The sequence below is a fragment of the Pseudoxanthomonas sp. PXM02 genome (assembly GCF_014851805.1).
GTDB lineage: Bacteria > Pseudomonadota > Gammaproteobacteria > Xanthomonadales > Xanthomonadaceae > Pseudoxanthomonas_A.
In genome coordinates, this window is record NZ_JACVAK010000002.1 from 874,283 (window position 1) to 899,502 (window position 25,220).

12 protein-coding genes and 2 tRNA genes are annotated in these 25,220 nt (G+C 67.4%); 13 read left to right on the forward strand and 1 reads right to left on the reverse strand.

Features of this window, described 5'->3' with window-relative positions; all coding sequences use genetic code 11:
- The first annotated feature begins 338 nt into the window (after window positions 1-338).
- The 11 genes from IB225_RS12835 to IB225_RS12885 all read left to right on the forward strand — a co-directional run bounded on the left by IB225_RS12835 (window position 339) and on the right by IB225_RS12885 (window position 12,099).
- A complete protein-coding gene (locus IB225_RS12835; protein WP_192311606.1) occupies window positions 339-2,996 on the forward strand; it encodes a TonB-dependent receptor in 2,658 nt (885 codons plus the stop codon).
- Window positions 2,997-3,122: 126 nt separating this feature from the next.
- On the forward strand, window positions 3,123-3,614 hold the full coding sequence (locus IB225_RS12840; protein ID WP_192311607.1) for a CinA family protein: 492 nt from the start codon (window positions 3,123-3,125) through the stop codon (window positions 3,612-3,614).
- A 72-nt stretch (window positions 3,615-3,686) separates the two neighbouring features.
- A complete protein-coding gene (gene lexA / locus IB225_RS12845; RefSeq protein WP_192311608.1) occupies window positions 3,687-4,328 on the forward strand; it encodes a transcriptional repressor LexA in 642 nt (213 codons plus the stop codon).
- Window positions 4,329-4,509: 181 nt separating this feature from the next.
- On the forward strand, window positions 4,510-5,547 hold the full coding sequence (gene recA, locus IB225_RS12850) for a recombinase RecA (RefSeq protein WP_192311609.1): 1,038 nt from the start codon (window positions 4,510-4,512) through the stop codon (window positions 5,545-5,547).
- 20 nt (window positions 5,548-5,567) lie between these two features.
- Complete coding sequence (recX, locus tag IB225_RS12855) at window positions 5,568-6,083, forward strand: recombination regulator RecX (RefSeq protein ID WP_192311610.1); 516 nt, start codon at window positions 5,568-5,570, stop codon at window positions 6,081-6,083.
- A 93-nt stretch (window positions 6,084-6,176) separates the two neighbouring features.
- Window positions 6,177-8,828, forward strand: a complete 2,652-nt coding sequence (gene alaS / locus IB225_RS12860) for an alanine--tRNA ligase (RefSeq protein WP_192311900.1) — start codon at window positions 6,177-6,179, stop codon at window positions 8,826-8,828.
- Window positions 8,829-8,978: 150 nt separating this feature from the next.
- Window positions 8,979-9,188 carry a carbon storage regulator CsrA gene (gene csrA, locus IB225_RS12865; RefSeq protein ID WP_192311611.1) on the forward strand — a complete coding sequence of 70 codons (210 nt, stop codon included), beginning with the start codon at window positions 8,979-8,981 and terminating at the stop codon, window positions 9,186-9,188.
- A 73-nt stretch (window positions 9,189-9,261) separates the two neighbouring features.
- Window positions 9,262-9,354, forward strand: a tRNA-Ser gene (locus tag IB225_RS12870).
- Window positions 9,355-9,542: 188 nt separating this feature from the next.
- Window positions 9,543-9,619: transfer RNA gene (locus tag IB225_RS12875), tRNA-Arg, on the forward strand.
- 172 nt (window positions 9,620-9,791) lie between these two features.
- Window positions 9,792-10,568 carry a 4'-phosphopantetheinyl transferase superfamily protein gene (locus IB225_RS12880; RefSeq protein ID WP_192311612.1) on the forward strand — a complete coding sequence of 259 codons (777 nt, stop codon included), beginning with the start codon at window positions 9,792-9,794 and terminating at the stop codon, window positions 10,566-10,568.
- Between the two features lie 136 nt (window positions 10,569-10,704).
- The gene (locus tag IB225_RS12885; RefSeq protein WP_192311613.1) at window positions 10,705-12,099 is read left to right on the forward strand and encodes a TIGR03013 family XrtA/PEP-CTERM system glycosyltransferase; all 1,395 of its coding nucleotides are present in this window, start codon (window positions 10,705-10,707) and stop codon (window positions 12,097-12,099) included.
- A 4-nt stretch (window positions 12,100-12,103) separates the two neighbouring features.
- On the opposite strand, the gene IB225_RS12890 is transcribed toward IB225_RS12885, so the two are convergent.
- A complete protein-coding gene (locus IB225_RS12890; protein WP_192311614.1) occupies window positions 12,104-12,526 on the reverse strand; it encodes a J domain-containing protein in 423 nt (140 codons plus the stop codon).
- A gap of 121 nt (window positions 12,527-12,647) precedes the next feature.
- Here IB225_RS12890 and IB225_RS20585 point away from each other — a divergent pair, with 121 nt between their 5' ends.
- Window positions 12,648-18,629, forward strand: coding sequence for a polyketide synthase (locus IB225_RS20585; protein ID WP_305076412.1), 5,982 nt, complete (start codon window positions 12,648-12,650; stop codon window positions 18,627-18,629).
- Complete coding sequence (locus tag IB225_RS12900) at window positions 18,626-25,150, forward strand: non-ribosomal peptide synthetase (protein ID WP_192311616.1); 6,525 nt, start codon at window positions 18,626-18,628, stop codon at window positions 25,148-25,150. The genes IB225_RS20585 and IB225_RS12900 overlap by 4 nt, the downstream gene beginning before the upstream one ends.
- Window positions 25,151-25,220 lie beyond the last annotated feature (70 nt).

Below are 25,220 nucleotides of genomic sequence, written 5' to 3' on the forward strand. Positions count from 1 at the left end.
CAAAAGGGCGTTGATTGTAGCGGTTGGCGATCGGCACTCACGGTGCTTCGTAGATGGTCTGCGGTATGTGCGTGACACCCACCGGTATGCAGGAAAGGCGTGATCGTCATGCCGGCGTAATCCCACTTCCGCACGATCGTTCGAAAAATCAGTGGCTTATCCGTGCCAAAGTCACGTGCGGCGTATCGACGCAGTGCAGAATGCTGCATTGTGAAGCGGATGTTAGTTTCGCGTTGACGCAAGGGGAGTTGCGTTCGTCGTCAGCGGCATCGCCGCACGTCACATCGGGAACCACACAGGCACCAACCGCCAGAACATGACCCTTGGGAGGGGAGAACATGGTCAACGCATTGCCCAGGCACAAAGCGCTTTCGCTCGCCGTTTTCACCGCGCTCTGCGCCAGCTCGCATGCCTACGCGCAACAGGCGGCCGCGCCAGCCGGCGAAGACGAGCCCACGACGCTGGGGACCATGACGGTGACTGCGCAGAAGCGCGAGGAAGTGCTGCAGGACGTGCCGATCACGGTGGCCGTCATCTCCGAGGAGCTGCTGCAGGACACCGGCGTCCGTGACATCAAGGACCTGCAGGTCCTGGTGCCGGGCCTAACCGTGACCAGCACGCAGAACGAAGCCATCACCACGGCGCGTATCCGTGGCATCGGCACGGTGGGCGACAACGTCGGCCTGGAGTCGTCGGTGGGCGTGGTGATCGACGGCGTGTACCGGCCGCGCAACAGCGTCGGCTTCGGCGACCTCGGCCAGCTCGAGCGCATTGAAGTGCTGAAGGGGCCGCAGGGCACGGTGTTCGGCAAGAACACCTCGGCCGGTGTGATCAACGTGGTGACGCGTCGCCCGAGCTATACGCAGAGCGCCGAGGGCGAGGTCACCGTCGGCAACTACGGTGCGGTCGGCGTGTCCGGCAGCTACAACGATTCGCTGTCCGACAACTCGGCTTTCAGCATCTTCGCCGCCAAGCGCAAGCGTGACGGCTGGATGGACGTGCGCACCGGCAACGGGCCGCGCCAGGAGACCGACGACTACGACCAGAACTTCCACACCCTGCGCGGCAAGCTGCTGCTGGAGCCGACCGAAAACCTGGAGATCCTGCTGTCGGGCGACTTCACCAGCCGCGACGAGAATTGCTGCACGGCCGTGCAGACCACCGTCGGCGGGACTGCCGCGATCCTCAACGCGCTGGCCGGTGGCCAGGCGGTCGCCCGCCCGGGTGACGATCCGTTCGATCGCGTGGCCTACAGCAACCGCCCCACCACACAGGAAATCGAGGACAAGGGTCTGTCCGCCGAGATCAACTGGGATACGCCCTGGTTCGGTGGCGCGACCCTGACGTCGATCACCGCCTCGCGACAATGGGAGGCGATCAACGGCCTCGACTATGACTTCAGTACGGCTGACCTGCTCTATCGCAATGCCGACAAGGACGAGTCGTTCACCGGTTTCGACACCTTCAGCCAGGAATTCCGCCTGACGGGTTCCAGCGAGCGCATCGACTGGATGGTGGGCGCTTTCTACTCGGATGAGGAACTGACCCGCAACGAGACCTACCGCATCGGTCCGCATTACGAACCCTACGTGTCCACGCTGGTGTACCAGCTGGTCGGCCAGAGCCTCGGTGCGGCGGGCGTCCCGCTGAACAATCCGAACAACATCTCGCCGGCCGCGTTCCTGGCGCAGGTGGGTGGACGTCCCTACGGCACCGGCTTCACCGGCCTGGGGTCGCTGGACCGCTACAAGCAGAACGCCAAGAGCCTGGCGCTGTTCACCAACAACACCTGGCACGCCACGGACGCGCTGGACCTGACGCTGGGCCTGCGTTACACCCGGGAGAAGAAGGATCTGACCTCGTCCTACACCAACCCGAACGGCAGCCTGGCCTGCGGTGGCACCCTGGCCGACCAGAGCGCGGCGAACCCCAACCGCTTCGCGCTGCTGCGGGCGGCGCTGGCATCGCGCAGCTCGGTGTTCGCCTCGCTGCCGACCGCAAACCAGAACGCGATCCTGGCGTCCGTGGGACCGACCATTGCCGGCTACATGTGCTTGCCTTGGGCCAACGCGTTGCATAACGGTCGCAACACGTTCCAGGAGATGGAAGACAAGGAATGGTCGGGCACGGTGAAGGCCGCCTACCGCTGGAACGAGAACGTGATGACTTACGCGTCCTACGCCCGCGGCTACAAGGGCGGCGGCTTCAACCTGGACCGCGTGCAGTCGGCTGACGGCCTGTCGAGCAGCGGGCAGGGCATCCGCCCGGTGAACGACACCTCGTTCGGCGGTGAGTTCGTCGACAGCTTCGAGCTGGGCACCAAGACCACCTGGGCAGACGGCACGCTGCTGTTGAACGCCACGCTGTTCCACCAGGAGTACGAGGACTTCCAACTCAACAGCTTCCTCGGCACCAGCTTCGTGGTGCGGTCGATCCCGGAAGTGACCTCCTCGGGCCTGGATGCGGAAATCCTGTGGCAGCCGCGCGCCGTGCAGGGCCTGATGCTGCAGGGCGGCCTGATGTATGCCAAGACCGAGTTCGGTGACGACATCCCGGGTGGCGACTTCGTGGAGCGTACCCCGCTGAGCACGTCGGGCGCGCTGTACAAGCTGCCGGGCGCGACGATGCCGTTCGCACCGGAATGGTCCGGTTCGCTGTCCGCCACGTACGAGTGGGACTTCGGCGCCGACCACATCGGCCGGTTCAACATTGGCGGCAAGTACATGGGCGACTACAACACCGGCTCGGACCTGGACGTCGAGAAGCACCAGAGCGCCTACACGGTGTTCAATGCCCGCCTCGGCTTCGGCCGCGCCGACGGTCGCTGGATGCTCGAACTGTGGGGCACCAATCTCACCGACGAGGACTACGTGCAGGTCGGCTTCGATGGTCCGCTGCAGGGCCTGTTCCCGGATCCGAACAACCCGCTCAACACGTTCAACGCGTTCCTCGGTGCACCGCGCATGTACGGCATGACGCTGCGCGTCCGGTACTGATCCCCTTCGCTCGCTGGAGCGAACGGCCCGCCCGTCCAGGCGGGCCGTTTTCTTTCCGGCCGCCGGCAGGGCGACAGCGCCGGGCAAATCAGCTACAACACGCACGCCCCCCTGTCGGAACCGATGATGTCCGTGCCCAACGATGAAGCGCTACGCGTCCTGGCCCAGCATGTCGGCGAACGCCTCCGGCAGGGGCGCGATCATCTGGTCACCGCGGAGAGCTGCACCGGCGGCTGGATCGCCAAATGCGTTACCGACATCGCGGGATCGTCGGACTGGTTCGATTGCGGGATGGCCGCCTACAGCTATGAGGCCAAGCAAGCCCTGCTGGGCGTGCGCCCGCAGACGCTGGAAACGCACGGCGCGGTCAGCCGCGAGACCGTCATCGAGATGGTCTCCGGGGCACTGGTGAATTCCGGCGCCAGTGTTGCGGTGGCGGTGACGGGCATTGCCGGTCCAGGCGGCGGCAGCCCGGACAAGCCGGTGGGCACGGTGTGGATCGGCTGGAAGCGGCGCGGAGGCTATGCGCGGGCAGAGGTCTTCCTGTTCGACGGAGATCGCGAGGCGGTGCGCCGACAGACGGTCGAGAGCGCCCTCAAGGGTCTGGAAGGCCTCTGATACAGCGTCAGTAACGAAGGACGGCCGCCGGGTAGTTGCCAGTCGCTCAAGTTAGTAGTATTACTACTAATCATGGACCTGACCGATACCCAGCACGCCATCCTCGCCCTGATCGCCGAACGGCTGGAAGCCGAAGGCATGCCGCCCTCGCAGGCGGAAATCGCCAAGGCCTTCGGCTTCAAGGGCGTTCGTGCCGCGCAATACCACCTGGAGGCGCTGGAGCAGGCGGGCGCCATCGAGCGCGTCCCGGGCCGTGCCCGCGGCATCCGGCTGTTGAAGGCGCCGCCGTCCGCGCAGCCGGATCTGGCGTTCCCATCCGCCAACGACGACGGACTTCGCGTGCCGGTACTCGGGCAGGTGGCGGCCGGTGCACCGATAGGTGCCGATGCGGACCATCATGATTACGTACTGCTCGACCGTGCCTTTTTTGCCCCTGCGCCGGATTACCTGTTGAAGGTGAAGGGTGACTCGATGCGCGACGAGGGCATCTTCGACGGTGACCTGATCGGCGTGCATCGCACGCGGGACGCGCGCTCCGGGCAGATCGTCGTGGCGCGCGTCGACGACGCGATTACCGTCAAATTGCTGAAGATCGGCAAGGACCGCATCCGTCTGCTGCCGCGCAACCCGGACTATGCCCCCATCGAAGTCCAGCCCGACCAGGACTTCGCCATCGAAGGTCTGTATTGCGGGCTGGTGAGGCCGAACCGGTGATGCCCACGGACGCATCCGATGCCGCCGGGCGGCGTTTTCCGATGTCCGGTTACGGCACAAGCCGATCCCCATGCATCGCAGCGACGATTAATTTCACTCCTCCCCGTCCTGTCGCAGCCTGTGCGATGGACGTTCCCCACACTGATCGCACCTGACCACATTGACTACTAGGACTACGACGATGGACGAGAACAAGAAGCGCGCCCTTTCCGCCGCACTGACCCAGATCGAGCGCCAGTTCGGCAAGGGCTCGGTGATGCGCATGGGTGACCGGGTCATCGAACCCGTCGACGTCATCCCCACCGGCTCGCTGATGCTCGACATCGCGCTAGGCATCGGCGGCCTGCCCAAGGGCCGTGTGGTCGAAATCTATGGTCCGGAGTCCTCCGGCAAGACCACGCTGACCCTGCAGGCGATCGCCGAGTGCCAGAAACAGGGCGGCACGGCTGCGTTCATCGACGCAGAGCACGCGCTGGACCCGATCTACGCCGCCAAGCTGGGCGTGAACGTGGACGACCTGCTGCTGTCACAGCCCGATACCGGCGAGCAGGCGCTGGAAATCGCCGACATGCTGGTCCGCTCGGGCTCGATCGACATCGTGGTGATCGACTCCGTGGCGGCACTGACGCCGAAGGCCGAAATCGAGGGCGAAATGGGCGACCAGCTGCCTGGTCTGCAGGCGCGCCTGATGAGCCAGGCGCTGCGCAAGCTGACCGGTAACATCAAGCGTTCCAACACGCTGGTGGTCTTCATCAATCAGTTGCGCATGAAGATCGGCGTGATGATGCCTGGCCAGAGCCCGGAAACCACCACCGGTGGCAATGCGTTGAAGTTCTACGCTTCGGTGCGCCTCGATATCCGCCGCATCGGTGCGATCAAGAAGGGCGACGAGATCATCGGTAACCAGACCAAGATCAAGGTCGTCAAGAACAAGCTGGCTCCCCCCTTCAAGCAGGTGGTTACCGAGATCCTGTACGGCGAGGGCATCAGTCGCGAGGGTGAGCTGATCGACATGGGTGTGGACGCCAAGCTGGTCGATAAGGCAGGCGCCTGGTACAGCTACGGCAGCGAGCGCATCGGCCAGGGCAAGGACAACTCGCGGACCTTCCTGCGCGAGAACCCTGCCATTGCCGCGAAGCTGGAGGCGGAACTGCGTGAGAAGTTCCAGCCCGCCGAAGCGCAGCGTGACGAGAACGCCGACGACGACAGCGACGATTGATTGGTCTGCGGCGACGCACGATGACCGAAGAGAGCCGCCAGGCAGAAAAAAGAGCGGGGCGGCGGCGCAAGCCGGTTGAACAGACAGCCCTGCAACGCGCGCTTGGCCTGCTGACCCGGCGGGAACATTCCCGCCGGGAGTTGTCCCGGAAACTGGCGTCCCGCGGTGTGGATGCGGCCGATGTGCGATCGGCTGTGGACCGGTTGACAGATGAGGGCTGGCAAAGCGACACGCGCTTTGCCGAAGCCCTTGTCAGGAGCCGGGTATCGGGGGGTTACGGCCCGCTGCGCATCAAGGCTGAGCTGTCTACCCACGGGTTGGATCGCGAGGCGGTCGCGGCGGCCATGGCCACCTTCGATGGCGACTGGACCGAAACGGCGTGCGACCTCGTCCGCCGGCGTTTCGGTCCAGCCCGCCGGATCGATCCGGCGCAGGCCCGGAAGATCGCGGATTTCCTGGTTCGGCGCGGCTTCGACGCGGCCGCGGTTCGCGCCGCCAGCCAGCTTGACCCGGAGGACTGGGGCGGGGCGGCCTGATAATCTAGCGCATTGGGTTGCTTCTCCCGGCCGCATCCGCATCTAGGTGGATGGAGCGGCGCAATGGAGCGCCTTCCAGCCAATGCCTGCCAGATGACCACTTCCAAGACCCTCAGCACCCGCCAGATCCGCCAGGATTTCCTCGATTTCTTTGCCGGCAAGGGCCACACCATCGTGCCCTCGGCCTCGCTCGTGCCCGGCAACGACCCCACGCTGCTGTTCACCAACTCCGGCATGGTGCAGTTCAAGGACGTGTTTCTGGGAGCCGAGAAGCGCAGCTACGTGCGCGCGGCAGACGTGCAGCGGTGCCTGCGTGCGGGCGGTAAGCACAACGACCTGGACTCGGTCGGCTACACGGCGCGCCACCACACGTTCTTCGAAATGCTGGGCAACTGGTCCTTCGGCGACTACTTCAAGAAGGAAGCCATCGGCTGGGCCTGGGAACTGCTGACCGAGGTCTGGAAGCTGCCAAAAGAGCGCCTGCTCGTTACGGTGTACCACACCGATGACGAAGCCTACGATCTCTGGCACAACATGATCGGCCTGCCCGCCGAGCGCATCGTCCGCATCGGCGACAACAAGGGTGCTCCCTACGCATCGGACAATTTCTGGCAGATGGCCGACACCGGCCCGTGCGGGCCATGCACCGAAATCTTCTACGACCATGGCGACCACATCGCCGGTGGTCCGCCGGGTTCGCCCGATGAGGACGGCGATCGCTACATCGAGATCTGGAACAACGTCTTCATGCAGTTCGACCGGCAGCCGGACGGGACGCTGGTGCCGCTGCCGGCGCCCTGTGTCGATACCGGCATGGGCCTCGAGCGCCTGGCCGCAGTGCTCCAGCATGTCCACACCAATTACGAGATCGACCTGTTCCAGGGCCTGATCCGCAAAGCGGCCGAGCTGACGGGCACGGCGGATCTCGAAAACAAGTCGCTGCGCGTCATCGCCGACCATATCCGTGCCTGTAGCTTCCTGATCGTCGATGGCGTGCTGCCGTCGAACGAAGGCCGGGGCTACGTGCTGCGTCGGATCATCCGTCGCGCATTGCGTCACGGCTGGATGCTCGGCGTCCGCCAGTCGTTCTTCCACAAGATGGTGGGCACGCTGTCCGAACTGATGGGCGATGCCTATCCGGAGCTGCCGGCTGCACGTGAACTGGTGGAGCGTGCGCTCAAGGCCGAAGAAGAACGCTTCGCCGAGACGCTGGACTCCGGCATGCGCATCTTCGACGACGTTGCATCCCGCGTTGCCGATGGTGTGATCCCCGGCGGCGATGCGTTCCGTCTGTACGACACCTACGGCTTCCCGGTCGATCTGACCGCCGATATCGCGCGCGAGCGCGGGCTCACGGTGGATATGGCCGGTTTCGACGCTGCGATGGAGCAGCAGCGCGAAACCGCGCGCGCCGCCGGCAAGTTCACGTCCAACACCGGCCTGCCGGCGGACCTGGTGGCCCAGCTGTCGCCGACGGTGTTCCTTGGCTACGACCAGCTCGATGCCGGCGGCCTGCAGGTCGTCGCACTGCTGAAGGACGGTCGCCCCGTGCCTTCCGTGGAAGCGGGAGACGAGGCGGTGGTCATCCTGGACCGCACCCCGTTTTACGCGGAATCCGGTGGTCAGGTCGGCGACATGGGGGTGCTGGCCGAACAGGGCGTCGAGTTCGATGTCGCGGACACGCTGAAGTTCGCGGGCCAGTTCCATGGTCACGCCGGTCGTGTCGCCAAGGGCGCCTTGAAGCTGGGTGACCACGTGGTGGCTTCGGTGGACGCCGCGCGCCGCGCCAGCACCATCCTCAATCATTCCGCCACCCACCTGTTGCATGCGGCGTTGCGCGAAGTGCTGGGTACGCACGTACAGCAGAAGGGCTCGCTCGTCGCGCCGGACCGCCTGCGTTTCGACTTTTCCCACTTCCAGCCGATGACGACAGCCGAGCTGGCCGAGATCGAGCGCCGCGTCAACGCGCAGATCCGCGCGAACAGTGCGGCCGAAGTGCATCACATGGGCATGCAGGAGGCGCTGGATTTCGGCGCCATGGCCCTGTTCGGCGAGAAGTACGGCGAGAACGTCCGCGTCCTGAAAATGGGCGACTACTCCACCGAGTTGTGCGGTGGCACCCACGTCGGCCGTACGGGTGACATCGGGCTGTTCAAGCTGGTCGGCGAGAGCGGCGTGTCCGCCGGCGTCCGGCGAATCGAGGCGGTGACGGGGCAGGGCGCCCTGGATTACGTGGCTGACGAGGAGCGGCGGCTGTCCGAAGCCGCTGGTCTGTTGGGTGGGAACACCGGCGACGTGGTCGAGAAGATCCGTGCGCTGGCCGACCGGCAGAAGAAGCTCGAGCGCGAGCTGGAATCGCTGAAGGCCAAGGCGGCCTCCAGCGCTACCTCGGATCTCGGCAGTGCCGCTGTCGAGGTCGGGGGTATCCGCGTGCTCGCCTCGCGCCTGGAAGGTTTTGATGCCAAGGCTCTGCGCGACGCGGTGGACCGTCTGAAGCAGCAACTGGGAGACGCGGTGATCGTCCTGGCAGGCACCGCGGACGGCAAGGCTGCCTTGGTGGCGGGTGTGAACGGAGCCGCAACCGGCCGGGTCAAGGCGGGGGAACTCCTCTCACATATCGCGGGTCAGATCGGCGGCAAGGGCGGTGGCCGCCCGGATCTCGCCCAGGGTGGTGGCGAGGACGGGCCCGCCCTTGCGACGGCCCTGCAGGGTGTTCCGGAGTGGGTCCAGCAGCGTCTCGGCTGACCCGGAATTGGACCAATCGGCGCTTGCGGCCGTGTACCTCCGGCCGCTACCATGCTTTAGGTTCATGAATGTACCAGGAAGCCGCTAAACCGTTTTCACGGAACCAGCGCGCCCCCGGCACTATCCTTTGCCGGATTACGGAGAAGAAACATGTTGATCTTGACCCGCCGTGTCGGCGAAACCCTGATGATCGGCGATTCGGTCACGGTGACCGTGCTTGGCGTCAAAGGCAACCAGGTGCGCATCGGCATCACCGCGCCCAAGGATGTGGCCGTGCATCGCGAAGAAATCTATCAGCGCATCCAGCGTGGCGAAGAGATCTCATCGCCCGCATCGTCGGAGAACGTCACTTCCGAGTGATTTTGTTTGCCGCCTGCGCAGTGAGCCGCTATCCTATGCGGCCGCTGCAGCTTGGCTGCAACGGCGACAAACCGGAGTGATGCCCGAGTGGCCGAAGGGGCTCCCCTGCTAAGGGAGTATAGGGTCAAAAGCCTTATCGAGGGTTCGAATCCCTCTCACTCCGCCAGTTTGAAATCCGTCGTTCCGCATCCATCGGATGCGTATGCGCCAGGTTGGTGGTGACAGTGTTGCAGGGAAGGTTTCCTGCTCACTGCGTTGTCCGGAAGCGTTGTCTACTGCGCCAAGGCAAGCGGTAAAGAAGTAGAAAAAAGATTGACGAGTGGAAAACGCTTCACGCATAATTCCGCTCCTCACGCGCCCGTAGCTCAGCTGGATAGAGTACCTGGCTACGAACCAGGCGGTCGGGAGTTCGAATCTCTCCGGGCGCGCCATTACAACGCAAAGAGCCAGCGGTCATCCGCTGGCTCTTTGCGTTTCCGCGTCCCGACAACGCGCTTTTCCCTCTGGAATGGCCTGTTCCCGTCGCGGCTTGCGTGACAAGGAGTGATCGCGCCGTTGGGCGCACATGGCCTCGGCATGTCTCTGGTATCCGCACAGCCGCCGATGTCTGTTTCCGATAATGCCAAGCCGGGGATGAAGACATCGATCGCGTCGATGTTTCCGCGTGCGCTCGACGGCCAAGCTTTCGACCGGCTGCTCGCACGCCATGTCGTGGTGTTGGCGTTCGCACTTGCGGACTGGTGGCCGTGGATGGTCGATGCGTTCGACATCCTGGATGCGCGTGAGCGTGAGGCTGTGCAGCGTCAGCGACAAACAGGGCACCGGAACGATCTGGCGGTGGCCTACGCCCTGCATAGGCTTTTCCTTTCGCGGGCACTGGGCATGCCGCCATCGCAGGTACCGCTGCAGCGCGATCCACGAGGTCGCCCGATGCTGCAGGGTCTGGCAGCCGACACCAGCCTGAGTCATGCCGAGGGTTTCGTTGCCGTGGCGCTGAGCCTGCATGGGCCTGTCGGCGTGGATGTCGAGCCCGCGAGCCGCGTTGGGATGATGCGGGAAATCGCCGACCGGATATGCCACCCCGATGAGCGGGCTCGCATTGCCGCGCACAGTGAAGGGGAGCGGGGGATGGGACTGCTCGAACTCTGGGTGCGGAAGGAGGCGTTCCTCAAGGCGGCCGGCGTCGGTCTCGGGCGCGAGATGGATACCTTCGTCCTGCCTGAAGGGGAGGCGCTGGCTTTGCATCCTGGTGAGGCGGAGGAAGTCACCGCCGACGTGCTGAGCCTCGGCCCTGGGGTCGTGTGCGCGGTTGCTCGGAGGCCTGACGTGGCGTGCGTCGCCGGCTGGGCAAGGCCAGCGGAAACGGCGGACGGAGCGTAGGACCCGGACGTCGTGTCCGGATATGTCACGTTTTGCGTTTTTGGGTGAAAGAGAGGCACCGGGGCCGGGTGCTTGCTCATGCGGCAGGGCCGCGTGACGGGGTGCAGTCGGGCCCGGTGAACTAACGGGGGAAGCCATGAAATCGACCCATGCCAGCCACAAGTCCAGGGCCATCCGGTTCCTGTGGCTTCTGGAAGTAGTGATCATCGTGCTCGCGGTGCTGGGCTCGGCCTGGCTCCGGTTCCTGAACGATCAGGAGACACACCTGGAGTTCGTCGAGCATGCGCCGGCGCGCGCGTTGCTGGTGGCGCTCAGCCTGACCGGCGCGATGGCGGCATTTGGCTTGTATCAGGTGCACATGCGCCACAGCCGCATGGATTTCTTCCTGCGCTTCCTGATGTCGTTCGTCCTGGGCGGCATCGCGCTGGTGGTCCTGTACTACCTCGTCCCGCAGGCCTACATCGGTCGCGGCGTCCTGGCGCTCTCGCTGGCGCTGTCCGCCGCCGGCATCGTCGCGGTCCGGATGCTGTCGGTCAGCCTGTTCCGTACCGACGTGCTGAAGCAGCGCATCCTCGTGCTGGGCGCCGGCAACAATGCCGACCTGATCAACAGCCGCATGCGGCGCCAGGCCGACCGGCGCAGCTTCCTCGTCGTGGGATTCGTGCCGGTCGCCGGACAGGCGGTGGTTGTCCGCGATGAGTTGCTGGTGAAGCCGAGCAGCACCCTCGCGGACCTGGTGGAAGAGTTGCAGATCGACGAGCTGGTGATCGCGCCGGACGAACGCCGCGGCGGCCTGCCGATGGAGGACATGCTGCAGTGCGTGCAGCACGGCGTGAACGTGATCGATCTGTCGACGTTCTTCGAGCGCGAAGCCGGCATGGTGCAGCTCAATATCGTCGATCCGTCATGGCTGGTGTTCTCGGGCGGCTTCGACTACTCCACGCCGCGTCGGCTCAGCAAGCGCTTCTTCGATCTGTTGGCTGCGGGCGCGTTGCTGCTGTTCGCCTGGCCGTTGATGCTGTTGACGGCGCTGGCGGTGTGGCTCGAATCCGGCGGCCCCATCCTCTACAGCCAGATCCGTGTCGGCGAACGTGGCAACCACTTCAAGCTGACCAAGTTCCGCAGCATGCGGACGGACGCGGAGAAGGGTGGTGTCGCGGTATGGGCAAGCAAGGACGACGATCGCACGACGCGTGTCGGCCGCTTCATCCGCAAGACGCGCCTGGACGAGCTGCCGCAGCTGTTCGCGGTGCTGCGCGGCGACATGAGTTTCGTGGGGCCGCGCCCCGAGCGCCCGCAGTTCGTCGACATGCTGAACGACGAAGTCCGCTACTACCGGGTGCGCCATTGCGTGAAGCCGGGCCTGACGGGGTGGGCGCAGTTGCGCTATCCGTACGGCGCCTCGGTCAAGGACGCCGAAGAGAAGCTGAAGTTCGACCTCTTCTACGTCAAGAACCACGGCCTCGTCTTCGACATGATGATCCTGCTGCAGACCGTCGAAGTGGTGCTGTTCGGCCGCGGCGCGCGCTGAGCGATCAGAAACGCGCCGCCGAAGCGGGCGGCGCGGAGAACACCAGATAGGCCGCGATGGCCATCAGCACGAGCAGCACGAACCAGCTGCGGCGCGATACGTTGGCGAAGCCGTCGCCGCTGGAGGGCGGAGCCCGCAGCGAATGCGAACCCGGGTAGCCGATCGTGGCGCGCGCGCGCGCCGCATGCAGGACGGGGCCGCCGGGCAGGCGACCGTGCTGCTTCAGGAACTGCATCGCCAACCCGTACAGCGACGTGAGTTCGGACAGGCTGAACTCGTCGTCGCCGATGACCGGCGCCCCGGCGCCACGCCGGTCGGGATGCAGTTCGGCGACACGCCGACGATACGCACGCTTGAACTCCTCCAGGCTGCAGTCGGGCCTGAGGTTCAATTCTGCGTAGAGGCGAGAGAAGTCTGGCGTCGTCATCCGGTGCTCCGGGCGACATCCTAGCCTGTGTCGGCGCGCATCGCGAGGCATCCCTGCACTGGCCGTCGGGCGGTGTTTCTTCCGTTGTCTGGAAAGCACACCCATGGGGATGGACGTACGGATGCAAGCTTCCAATGCCGGCAGTGACACGATGTCCCCGGGCAAGGTCCATGGGTCTTCGGCACTCGCAGGCGCGCCTGCCTTGATTGAGCTGCCGCTGGACCGCCCTCGTGGCGCGATCGCACCGCGAGTGGATGCGCATCTCTCTATCGGCATCGACGCCGCGTTGCAAAGCGCCATCGCGTCGTTCGCATCGCGCAGCGGTACGTCCGCCGCCCAGGTATCGCTGGCAGCCTGGATCCTGTTGCTGCATCGCATATCGGCCCAGGACGATCTGGTGTTGGCGGTGCCGTCGGGTGAACGGCTGCTGCCGTTGCGCGTGGAGCTGGATCCGGGCATCTCGTTCGCAGGTCTTGTCGGGCATGTCGTGGCAGCGCAACGCCAGATCGCCGAGGCCGCGTCCGCCGACGCGCCGCAGGTGGTCTTCGGTCCGCGTGCGGGCGAGGCGGCCGAACTCGCCCTGGTGGTGACCGGACAGGATCTGCCGACGGATGCGACGCTCCACTACGCCTCCTCGCTGCTGGAGCCCGGGACCGCGCGCCGCTTCCTGGGTTATTGGCGCCAACTGCTGTCCAATGCGCTGCGCGACCCGGAGATGACCATCGCGCGCGTGCCAATGATCGATGCGGACGAGCGCCGGGCGCTGCTCGAGCGCTGGAACGACACCCGGACGGACTACGATCTGGATGTCTGCCTGCACACGCTGATCGAAGCCCAGGTGCGGCGCACGCCGCACGCGCCCGCGGTGGTGGCCGGCGACGCGCAGCTGGATTTCGCGGCGCTCAATGCACGCGCCAACCAGCTCGCGCGCCATCTGCGCACGCTGGGCGTCCGCACCGAAACGCGCGTGGGCATCTGCGCCGAGCGCGGGCTGGACATGGTGGTCGGCTTGCTGGCGATCCTGAAGGCGGGCGGCGCCTATGTCCCGTTGGATCCGCACTATCCGCAGGACCGCCTGGCGCACATGCTGTCCGACAGCGCGCCGGTGGCGCTGCTGACGCAGGCGGCGCTGCGTCCGGTGCTGGCGTCGCTCGATGTGCGTTGTCCGGTGCTCGACCTGACCGAGGCATCGCCGCCGTGGGCGCGCGAATCCGCCGACGACATCGCGGTCGGCGAGAGCGGCGTGGGTCCGCGCAACCTGGCCTACATGATCTACACCTCGGGCTCGACAGGTCTGCCGAAGGGCGCGATGAACGAGCATCGCGGCATCGTCAATCGCCTGCTGTGGATGCAGGAAGCCTATGGCCTGGATGCGCACGACACCGTGCTGCAGAAGACGCCTTTCAGTTTCGACGTCTCGGTATGGGAATTCTTCTGGCCTCTGTTGACCGGCGCGCGGCTGGTGATGGCGCGGCCGGAAGGCCACAAGGATCCCGCCTATCTTGCGCAGCTAATCCGCTCACAGCGGGTGACCACGCTGCATTTCGTGCCCTCCATGCTGCACGCGTTCCTCGAACATCCCGATGCCGGCAGCTGCGCCGGTGTCCTCGAGCGCGTGATGTGCAGCGGCGAGGCGCTGCCGGCCTCGCTGGTGGATCGCTTCCACCAGGTGCTGCCCGGTGTCGAGCTGCACAATCTTTACGGCCCCACGGAAGCGGCCGTCGACGTCACCGCATTCGCCTGCACGCCGGGCGTGGCGCGCGTCAGCATTCCGATTGGCAAGCCGATCGCCAACACGCGCATGTACGTGCTGGACGCGTGCGGTGAGCCGGTGCCGCAGGGCGTGGCGGGCGAACTGTTCATCGCCGGTGTGCAGGTGGGGCGTGGCTACCTCAATCGCGACGAGCTGACGGCCGAACGTTTCCTGCGCGACCCGTTTGCCGGTGACAACGACGCGCGCATGTACCGCACCGGCGACCTGGGTCGCTGGCTGCCGGACGGCAACATCGAATACCTCGGCCGCAACGACTTCCAGGTGAAGATCCGCGGCTTCCGCATCGAACTCGGCGAGATCGAGGCCCGCCTGCTGGCGCACCCGCAGGTGAGCGGCGGCGTGGTGCTGGCCATTCCGGGCGCGGATGGCGAACTGCGGCTGGTGGCGTACTACGTGCCGCGCCAGGGCGATGTGGCGATCAGCGTGCAGGATTTCCGTGCGCACCTGTCGCAACACTTGCCCGAGCACATGGTGCCCGCGCTGTTCGTTCGCCTGGAGACGTTGCCTGTCACGCCGAACGGCAAGCTGGACCGCCGCGCGCTGCCGGCGCCGGACAACGCGCGTCCCGAACTCGCGACGGCGTATGAGCCGCCGGCCACGGCGACCGAACGCAGCCTCTGCGAGGCCTTCACCGCCATCCTCGGCGTGGCGACGGTGGGGCGGCACGACAATTTCTTCGACCTGGGCGGCAACTCGCTGCTGGCGATGCGCCTGCTCGAACGCGTCCGTCGCGACCGCGCCTCGGCGGAGAGCGACGCGGCGGCCGTTCCCGCCACCGTGTTCTTCCGCGATCCCACGCCGGCAGGGCTGGCGATGGCGCTCGACGGACAGGGCGGTGCCGGGCTGGATGCGGCGCGCCTGGGGCGTGGCCGCAATGAGGCGAGCGCACGCGAGCCCATCGCGCTGATCGCGATGGCCGGGCGTTTCCCGGGCGCGTCGACGGTCGAGGCGTTCTGGCAGAACCTGCTGGACGGCCGCGACACCATCACCCTGTTCAAGCCGGAAGAACTCGATCCCTCGATTCCCGCGAGCGAGCGTCAGGATCCTGCCTACGTCGCTGCGCGCGGCATCATCGACGGACTGGAGCAGTTCGACGCCGGCTTCTTCGGCATCAGCCCGCGCGAAGCGGAGCTGATGGATCCGCAGCAGCGGATCTTCCTGGAACTCTGCTGGGAATGCCTGGAGCGTGGCGGTTACGCACCGGATGCGACGCCGGGCCCGGTGGGCGTGTTCGCCGGCATGAACAACGCCACCTATTTCCAGCATCACCTGGCGCAGCGCCCCGACCTGATCGAGAAGCTCGGCGCGTTCCAGGTGATGGTCAACAACGAGAAGGACTACATCGCCACGCGCGTGGCGCACAAGCTCAACCTCACCGGGCCGGCGGTCAGCACGCACACCGCGTGTTCCACCTCGCTAGTGGCGATCTGCCAGGCCGTGGACAGCCTGCGCGCGGGGCAGTGCGACATGGCGCTGGCCGGCGCGGCGTCGGCGACGTGTCCGCCGAACAGCGGCTATCGCCACATCGAAGGCGCGATGCTGTCGCCGGATGGCCACACGCGTGCATTCGACGAGCAGGCACGTGGGACGGTCTTCAGCGATGGCGCAGCGGTCGTGTTGTTGAAGCGGCTGTCCGATGCGCTGGCCGATGGCGACACCATCCACGCGCTGATCCGTGGCGCGGCGATCAACAACGACGGTGGCCAGAAGGCCAGCTTCACGGCGCCGAGCAGCGATGGCCAGGCGGCGGTGATCGCCATGGCGCAGGCCGACGCGGGCGTGTCGCCGCGCGATATCGGGTATGTCGAAGCGCACGGCACGGCCACGCCGCTGGGCGATCCCATCGAGATCGAAGGCCTGACCAAGGCGTTCCGCCGCGGCACCGCCGACACCGGCTTCTGCCGGGTGGGTTCGGTGAAGAGCAATGTCGGGCACCTGGTCATCGCGGCAGGTGCCGCGGGCGTGATCAAGACGGCATGTGCGTTGCGCGAGGAGCGTATTCCCGCGACCGTGCACTTCACACGGCCCAATCCGACCATCGATTTCGCCAGCACGCCGTTCGTGGTCAACGGCGCGCTCACCGACTGGAAGCGCAACGAAACCGCACCGCGACTGGCCGGCGTCAGTTCGTTCGGCGTGGGCGGCACCAATGCCCACGTGGTGATGGAAGAAGCGCCGCCGGCGATGCCGACCGAGGCCGCGAGCGGTCCGCAGGTGCTGGTGCTGTCGGCACGCACGCCGACCGCGCTGGGACGCGCGGCGCAGGCGATGGCCGATCATTTCGACGTGCAGCGCGACATCAATCTTGCCGATGCGGCCTGGACGCTGGGTGTGGGCCGAAAGGCGTTTCCGCACCGCATCGCGGTGACGGCCGATGACGCGGCGCATGCCGTCAGCTTGCTGCGCAGCCCGGAGATTTCTGCGGCGATCGCGCGCGGACGCCCTGCACACGCGACCGGTACGGTCTTCCTGTTTCCCGGGCAGGGCTCGCAGTACGCCGGCATGGGGCGCGCGCTGTATGCGGCGGAACCGCATTTCCGCGAGGCGTTCGATGCCTGCGCCGACGGGCTGCGCAAGGAACTCGGCTTCGACCTGCGCGATGTGGTGTTCGGCGATGATGCCGATGCGCTGCTGCCGACCTCGGTGATGCAGCCGGCGATCTTTTCGATCGAATACTCACTGGCCCGGTTGTGGATGAGCCTGGGCGTGACGCCCTCGGCGATGCTGGGCCACAGCATCGGCGAGTTCGCCGCGGCGACGCTGGCGGGCGTGTTCTCGCTCGAGGATGCGCTGACGCTGGTGGCGCGTCGCGGACGCCTGATGCAGTCGCAGCCGACCGGTTCCATGCTGTCAGTGCGCATGCCGGCCGATGCGCTGGCCGCACGCCTGCCCGCGACCCTGTCGCTGGCTGCGGAAAACGCGCCGGGTGCGTGCGTGGTGTCCGGGCCGAGCGATGCCGTGGCCGCGTTCCAGGCCGTGCTGGAAGGCGAGGGCACCGCCTGCCGTCCGCTGCACACCTCGCATGCGTTCCACTCGGCCATGATGGATGCGGTGGTGGACCAGTTCCGTGCCGAAGTGGCCGCCGTACCGCGCCATGCGCCGCAACTGCCTGTGCTGTCCACGGCCACCGTGCAGTGGCTGGATGAAGCGACGGCCACCTCGCCCGACTACTGGGCGCAGCATCTGCGGCAACCCGTTCGCTTCTCCGCAGCACTGCTGGAAGCGTTGGCGCTGCCGGCGGGCGTGATGCTGGAGGTCGGCACGCGCACCACGCTGTCCGCGTTGTCGCGGCAGCATCCGCAGCTGGCCAAGGCGCAGAAGGTGGCCGTGTCCTCGCTCGCGGACTCGCCGCAGACCGAGCTGTCGCAGTTCCGCCAGGCGGCGGGTCAGTTGTGGGCGCACGGCGTCGCCATCGATCTGCACAGCCTGGATCGACGCACGCGCAAGCAGCGCATCTGCCTGCCGACCTACGCCTTCGAACGGCAGCGCTACTGGATTGAAGCCTCGCCTGCGGCGAGCGCCACCGTGCTGCCGCATCCTGCGGTCGCCGCGCAGGCACAGGAGAGTCAGGGCCTGCACCTGGTCGAGAGCGTTCCGGGCGACGCCGCGGCCGCGTCGGGCGAAGACCGCCTGGTCGTGCGCCTGCGCGCTCTTTTCGAAGATGCGGCAGGCCTCGAGGTCACCGATGCGGACACGCACTTCATCGAGGCCGGGCTGGACAGCCTGATGTTGACCCAGATCGCCCTGCGGTTGCAGAAGACGTTCGGCGTGAAGGTCACCTTCCGGCAGCTGATGGGTGAGTGCGCCACGCTGGCGACGTTGGCCGCCATGCTGGCGCCCCATGTGCCTGCCGAGGTGCAGCCGGCCGCGACACCGGTCGCGGTGGCCCCCGTGGCCCCGCCGCTTGAAGCAGCCGCACCTCGTGCGCCTGCCGATGACGATGCCGGCGTGCGTGCGGTGGTCGACCGGCAGCTGCAGCTGATGTCGCAGCAACTGGCGTTGCTGATGCAGGCGGGCACCGTCGATGCCGACACCGTGCGCAACGTCGTCCAGCAACAGCACGCGCTGATGGCGCGCCAGTTGTCGCTGGTGGCCGGCGGTGCCCGTGATGCCGTGCAGATGTCGTCTGTCGACAGCGCAGCGGCGGAGATGCCCGTGCAGCCGCAGTTGCCCGTGCCGTCGTCGCCCGCACCGCTGCCGCGTGCACTGATGGACGCGCGTCATCCGGTCGCGCCGGGTGCGCGCCTGGGTCGCTCGCCCGAGGGCGAGCCGGCGTGGTATGTACCCGATCCGGATCAGACCGGTCGTTATCTCAAGGTGGCAGGATGAACCCCGCGTTGCCGCAGTCCGCGTCGTCCCTGCTTGCCGTCGATTACGACCCGTTCGCCGGCGGTGAACTGGCCTGCGTCGTTCCCAGTACCGAGCCGCAGCGCGAGATCTGGCTCGCCGACCAGCTCGGCACCGATGCGTCGCTGTCGTTCAACCTGTCGGTGTCGCTGCGCCTGCAGGGCGAGCTGGACCGCGCCGCCCTGGCGGCCGCACTGCAGGCGCTGGTGGACCGCCACGAAGCGCTGCGCGCCGTGCTCGACCCCGCCGGTGAGCGCCTGTGCATCCGCCAACCGCTGCCGTTCGAGATGGTGGAGACCGATCTCGCGGCATTGCAGGGCGATGCACAGCGCGACGCGATAGCCGAGCGGGTACGCCATTCGGTGGAGACGCCCTTCCGTGTCTCGCACGACCTGCTGTTCCGTGCGGAACTGCTGCACCTGTCCGCGAACGATCACCAACTGGTGCTGAGTGCGCACCACGTCGCCTGCGATGGCTGGTCGTGGTGGGTCATCGTGCGCGAACTGGGCACCCTGTATGCCCGTCATGCGGGGCGCGACGTGCCGTTGCTGCCGCCCGCGCAGGCCTACAGCGACTATGCGATGGCCGAAGCCGCCAGTCCCGACCTGCAACAGCAGCAGGAAGACGAAGCGTTCTGGCTCGGCCGCTTCGCGACCGACATTCCGGTGCTCGACCTGCCGACCGATCATCCGCGGCCGGCACGCCGCACGTTCGCGTCGGCCCGCGTCGACCATGTGCTGGACGATGCGCTGACGTCGGCCTTGCGCCAGCTGGGCGCGCGCCGTGGCGCCAGCCTGTTCGCCACGCTGCTGGCCGGATTCTCCACGCTGCTGGGTCGCCTTGCGGGCCAGGACAGCGTGGTGGTCGGCATTCCCGCCGCCGGCCAGGCGGTCGGTGGACATGACACGCTCGTCGGCCACTGCGTCAACACGCTGCCGCTGCGCTTCGACCTGTCGGCGCGCCAGGCCTTCGGTGATGCGCTGGACAGCGCGCAGGGCGTGCTGCTGGATGCGCTTGAACACCAGCGTTACACGTTCGGCACGCTGCTCAAGAAGCTGCCGATCGCGCGCGATCCCAGCCGCATGCCGCTGGTCAGCGTGCTGTTCAACATCGACCAGGCGCTCGACAGCGAAGCACAGGCGTTCCCGGGCCTGGCGTTGGAGTTCTTCGACAACCCGCGTCGCTTCGACACGTTCGAGCTGTTCATCAACGCCGCGCAGGTGCATGGCACGCTGCGGCTGGAATGCCAGTACAACCGCGACCTGTTCGACGAGACCACGGTGCGCCGCTGGCTCGCCGGCTACGAGAGCCTGTTGCGTGCGGCGGTACGCGACAGCAGCCTTGCCATCGTGGAACTGCCGCTGGTCGATGCCGCGGGGCGCGCGGAACTGGCCGCCCTGCAGCCGCCACCGGTGCCGTACGACCGCGATGCACGCATGCACGAGCATTTCGAGCGGCAGAGCGACCTGACGCCCGACCGCATCGCGGTGCGCGACGCAACGAAGGCACTGACGTACGCGCAACTCGAAGCACGCGCCAACCGCATCGCGCACCTGCTGCGCGCGCAGGGTGCGCGCCGTGGCAGCCTGGTCGGGCTGTCCGTCGACCGCGACGCCGACATGCTGGCCGCGCTGCTTGGCATCCTCAAGACCGGGGCAGGTTACGTCCCGCTCGATCCGGGATTCCCCGCCGAACGCCTGACCTACATGGCCGCCGACGCCGGTCTCGCCGCGCTGGTGACGCAGCGGCGCCACGCCGCGCAATGCGCGCTGCCCGACCGTCCCGTGCTGGTGCTGGACGAACTGCAGGACGCGCTGGCGACGCAGCCGGCGACGCGCATCGGCCGCGACCTCGACGGCGCGCTGCCGGAATCGGCCGCGTACGTCATCTACACCTCCGGTTCCACCGGCAAGCCGAAGGGCGTGCAGGTGCAGCACCGTGCGGTATCCAACTTCCTCGTCGGCATGCAGGCCGAACCCGGTATCGGTGCGGACGATCGCCTGCTGGCGGTGACCACGCTGTCCTTCGATATCGCCGTGCTCGAACTGATGCTGCCGCTGTCGGTCGGTGCGCAGGTCGTCGTTGCCGACCGCGACACCGCGATCGACGCGGGCGCGCTTCGCGCACGCCTGCAGGAGGAACGGATCACCCTGATGCAGGCGACCCCGGCCACCTGGCGCCTGCTGCTGGAAGCGGGCTGGCAGGGCGGCGTGGGCTTCGTGGCGCTGTGCGGTGGCGAACCCATGGCGCCGGATCTCGCCCAGCAGCTGCTGCCGCGCTGCGCCGCGTTGTGGAATCTCTATGGCCCCACCGAAACCACGGTGTGGTCGACTTGTTCCCGCGTGGAGCAGGGCATGGGCGGCGTTCCCGATATCCACATCGGGCATCCCATCGCCAATACGCAGATCTGGATCCTCGACGAACAGGGCGGCCTGTGTCCGCGCGGCGTTCCCGGCGAGATCTGCATCGGCGGCGACGGCGTCACGCTCGGCTATCTCAACCGGCCGGAACTGACGGCAGACCGCTTCATTCCCGACCGGTACCACGCAGAGGCGCCGGAAGGCGCGCGCGTCTATCGCACCGGCGATCGCGGACGCTGGCGTCCCGACGGGCAGCTCGAACACCAGGGCCGCCTGGACTTCCAGGTCAAGGTGCGTGGCTACCGCATCGAACTGGGCGAAATCGAAGCGAACCTCGCTGCTCACCCCGCCGTCGCGCGTGTGGTCGCGATGGCACGCGAAGACCGCCCCGGCGATGTGCGCCTGGTGGCCTACGTGGTGCTGCAGTCCGGGACGACGCTGGACGAGACAGGCATGGCGGCGCACCTGCGCGGTAGCCTGCCGGACTACATGATTCCGCAGCATCTGGTGACGCTGCCGGCGATTCCGTTGCTGCCCAACGGCAAGGTGGACCGCAAGTCCTTGCCCGCGCCGCAGGGCGGTGACGCGCCGCGCGGTGAACGCCGCGCGCCACGCGGTGAGGTGGAGGAACAGGTGGCCGCGGTGATGGCCGATGTCCTCGGTGCGCCGTCGGTCGGTGCGGAAGACGATTTCTTCGCCATCGGTGGTCATTCGCTGCTGGCGGCGCGGCTGGCGTCGCGCCTGTCCGCCACTTTCGGTGTCGCCGTGCCGCTGCGCAGCCTGTTCGAAGCGCCGACGGTCGCGCAGTTGGCGACGCTGTTGGGCGGCGCGCAGGCGCCGGCCACGCCGGCGCCTGCCATCGCCGTGCCGCGACTGGACGATCCGTCGGTCGCGCCGCTGTCGCTGATGCAGCAGCGCCTGTGGGTGATGGACCACATGCAGCCCGGGTACACCGGCTACAACATCCAGTCCGCGCACCGGTTGCATGGTCCACTCGACCTGACGGCGCTGGAGGATGCCTTCGCCAAGGTGGTGCGTCGTCAGCCGGTGTTGCGCACGCGCCTGGAAACCGTCGGCGACGGTGCCGTGCAGCGCGTGCTCGAGGACGTGGTGCCGACGCTGCAGCCGGTGGAAGACTTGGCCTCGTTGCCGAAGGCCGAGCGCGAGGCGGTGCTGGCGCGGCGGATGGACGAACTGACCGCCGAAGTGATCCCGCTCGACCAGGCGCCGCTGTACCGTGCGCGCCTGTTCCGTCTGTCGCCGCAGGAGCACGTGCTGTTCTTCATGGTGCACCACACCGTGTGGGACGGCATGTCGATCAACCTGTTCTGCGATGAAATGGCCGCGCTGTACGCGACCTACACCGCCGGCGGGCTGTGTACGCTGCCCGATCCCGAACGCACCTACGCCGAGTACGCCGCCTGGAATGCCGGGCGCCGCGACTCGGATGCCATGCGGGCGCAGCTGCAGCACTGGACCGCACACCTGCAGGGCCATGCGGAGCCGCTGCACCTGCCGGAGGACCTGCCACGCCCGACGCAGCCGTCCGGGCGCGGCGGCGCGCAGCTCATGCAGATGGACGCCGCATTGACCAACGGCCTGCGTGCGGTGGGCGCGCAGGCCGACAGCACGCTCTTCATGACGCTGCTGGCCGCGTGGTACGTGCTGCTGCACCGGATCACCGGCCAGCGCGACCTGGTGGTCGGCCTGCCGGTGCGCAACGTGCCCGAAGGCATGGACGACGTGATGGGCTTCTTCGTCAACATCCTGCCCGTGCGCGTGCAGGTGGAACCGGACATGCCGTTCACCACGCTGGTGTCGCGCGTGCGTGCCGCCGTGCTGGACTGCTTCTCGCATCCCGACGTTCCGCTGGAGCAGCTGGTGCAGGCACTCGGCACGCCGCGCGATCCCAGCCGTCCGCCGATCTACCAGTCGGTGTTCTCGTTCCAGGACATCCGCGACCGCAAGGCGACGTGGGGCGGCCTGCGCTACGAACACGTGATGCTGCCGCACCACACCGCCAACCAGGACCTCGCGCTGTGGTGCTTCGAGGATGCCGACGGACTCACGGCCGACCTCAACTACAACGCCGACATCCTGTCGCCCGCGTCCGGCGAACGCCTGCACCGGCGGTTCCTGGCCTTGCTGGAAACGGTGCGGCGCGATCCCTCGATCGGTGTCGGAGACGCGCACCTGCTCAGCGATGAAGACCGCACGTCGCTCGCGGTGTGGAACTCCACGGCCGCTGACTGGCCCGCACAGCGCACGCTGCATGGCCTGTTGCAGGCACAGGCGACCGCCGCACCCCGGCGCACCGCGCTGCGTTTCGGTGCGCAGGCGCTGACGTACGCCGAGCTGCACGCGCGCGCCGACCGCATCGCCGATGCCCTGCATGCGCGAGGCGTGCGCGCTGGCGATCTGGTCGGCGTCTGCCTGGATCGCCATCCCGACCTGGTCGCCGGCATGCTGGCGGTGCTCAAGTGCGGTGCGGCCTACGTGCCGCTGGATCCTGCGTATCCCGGCGACCGCCTGCAGTTCATGGCCGAAGACGCCGGGCTCGCGCTGGTGCTGTCGGAGGGCGAGCTGGCGGCACCACTCGCATGGCCGCGCGCCAAACTGCTGCTGATCGATGCGGACGCGGCCGAGATCGGCGCGGCGCCCGCGACGGTATCGGTACTGAAGGACGATCCGGCGTCGCCGGCATCGCCTGCGTATGTCATCTACACCTCGGGCTCGACCGGCAAGCCGAAGGGCGTGCAGGTGCCGCATGGTGCAGTGGTCAACTTCCTGCACAGTATGCGGCGCGAGCCGGGCCTGGCGCCCGACGATCGCCTGCTGGCGGTCACCACCACCTCGTTCGACATTGCCGTGCTGGAACTCTTCCTGCCGCTCAGCGTGGGTGCGGAAGTGGTGCTCGCCTCGCGTGAGGCGGCGATGGAAGGCACCGAGATCGCGGCGCTACTGCAGCGCACGGGCGCCAACGTCATGCAGGCCACGCCGGCCAGCTGGCGCATGCTGGTCGAAGCCGGCTGGCGTGCGCGCGGGCCGTTCAAGGGCCTGTGCGGCGGCGAACCGCTGCCGGCGGACTTGGCGATCCAGTTGCTCGAGCGCGGCGTGGAGCTCTGGAACATGTACGGCCCTACCGAAACCACGGTGTGGTCGACCTGCATGCGCGTGCAGCGCCCGGACGACGGCGGCGCGCCCGACATCCACATCGGCCGTCCGATCAACAACACCACGGTGTGGGTGCTCGACGAGCGCGGGCAGATCTGTCCGCCCGGTGTGTCGGGCGAAATCCACATCGGCGGTGATGGCGTCACCCTGGGTTACCTGCATCGCCCGGAACTCACGGCGGAGCGTTTCATCCCGGATACCTGCGTCCAGCCGACGGGCGTGGGGCCGGTCGGCCTGCCGCCGCGCCTGTACCGCACCGGCGACCGCGGGCGCTGGCGGCACGATGGCGTGCTGGAACACCAGGGCCGCCTCGACTTCCAGGTGAAGGTGCGCGGACACCGCATCGAGCTGGGCGAGATCGAACACGCGCTCGCCGTGCAGCCGGGGGTCGCGCGCACCGTAGTGATGGTGCGCGAGGACCGGCCGGGCGACGTGCGCCTGGTGGCCTACGTGGTGCCCGCGCCGCAGGCCGTGCTCGACGACGCAACGCTGCTGGGGGCGCTGCGCGGTGCGCTGCCGCACTACATGGTGCCGCAGCACATCGTGCACCTCGCGGCGGTGCCGCTGCTGCCGAACGGGAAGACCGACCGCAAGGCATTGCCGGCGCTGGCGCATGCACCTGCCGAGACGGGCACGCCGGCGCGTGCTGCACTGCCACGACATGCCGATGCGCGCGTGGCCTACCTGATGGAGGTATGGAGCGAGCTGCTGGGGACCGACGCAGGCCCGGACGACAACTTCTTCGAGTTGGGCGGGCATTCGATGCTGGCGGTGCAGATGGCCAACCGCGTGGCACGCGACACCGGCGTGCGCCTGCGGCTGCTCGCACTGGCGACGCAGACGCTGGCGCAGGCGGCGGGCGAGCTACCGCTGACGACCACGGCGCGCGCAACGCCCTCCCACGGCCCATCGCGTGGTTGGTGGGGACGCGTGCGGCGATGGCTGGGCAGCGCGGATACCGGCACATGACGCCGTCAGGAAACACGTTGGCCGCCGGTGCCGTTTGCGCCGGGCAAGGGTCGGACATGCGGCCGCGGCG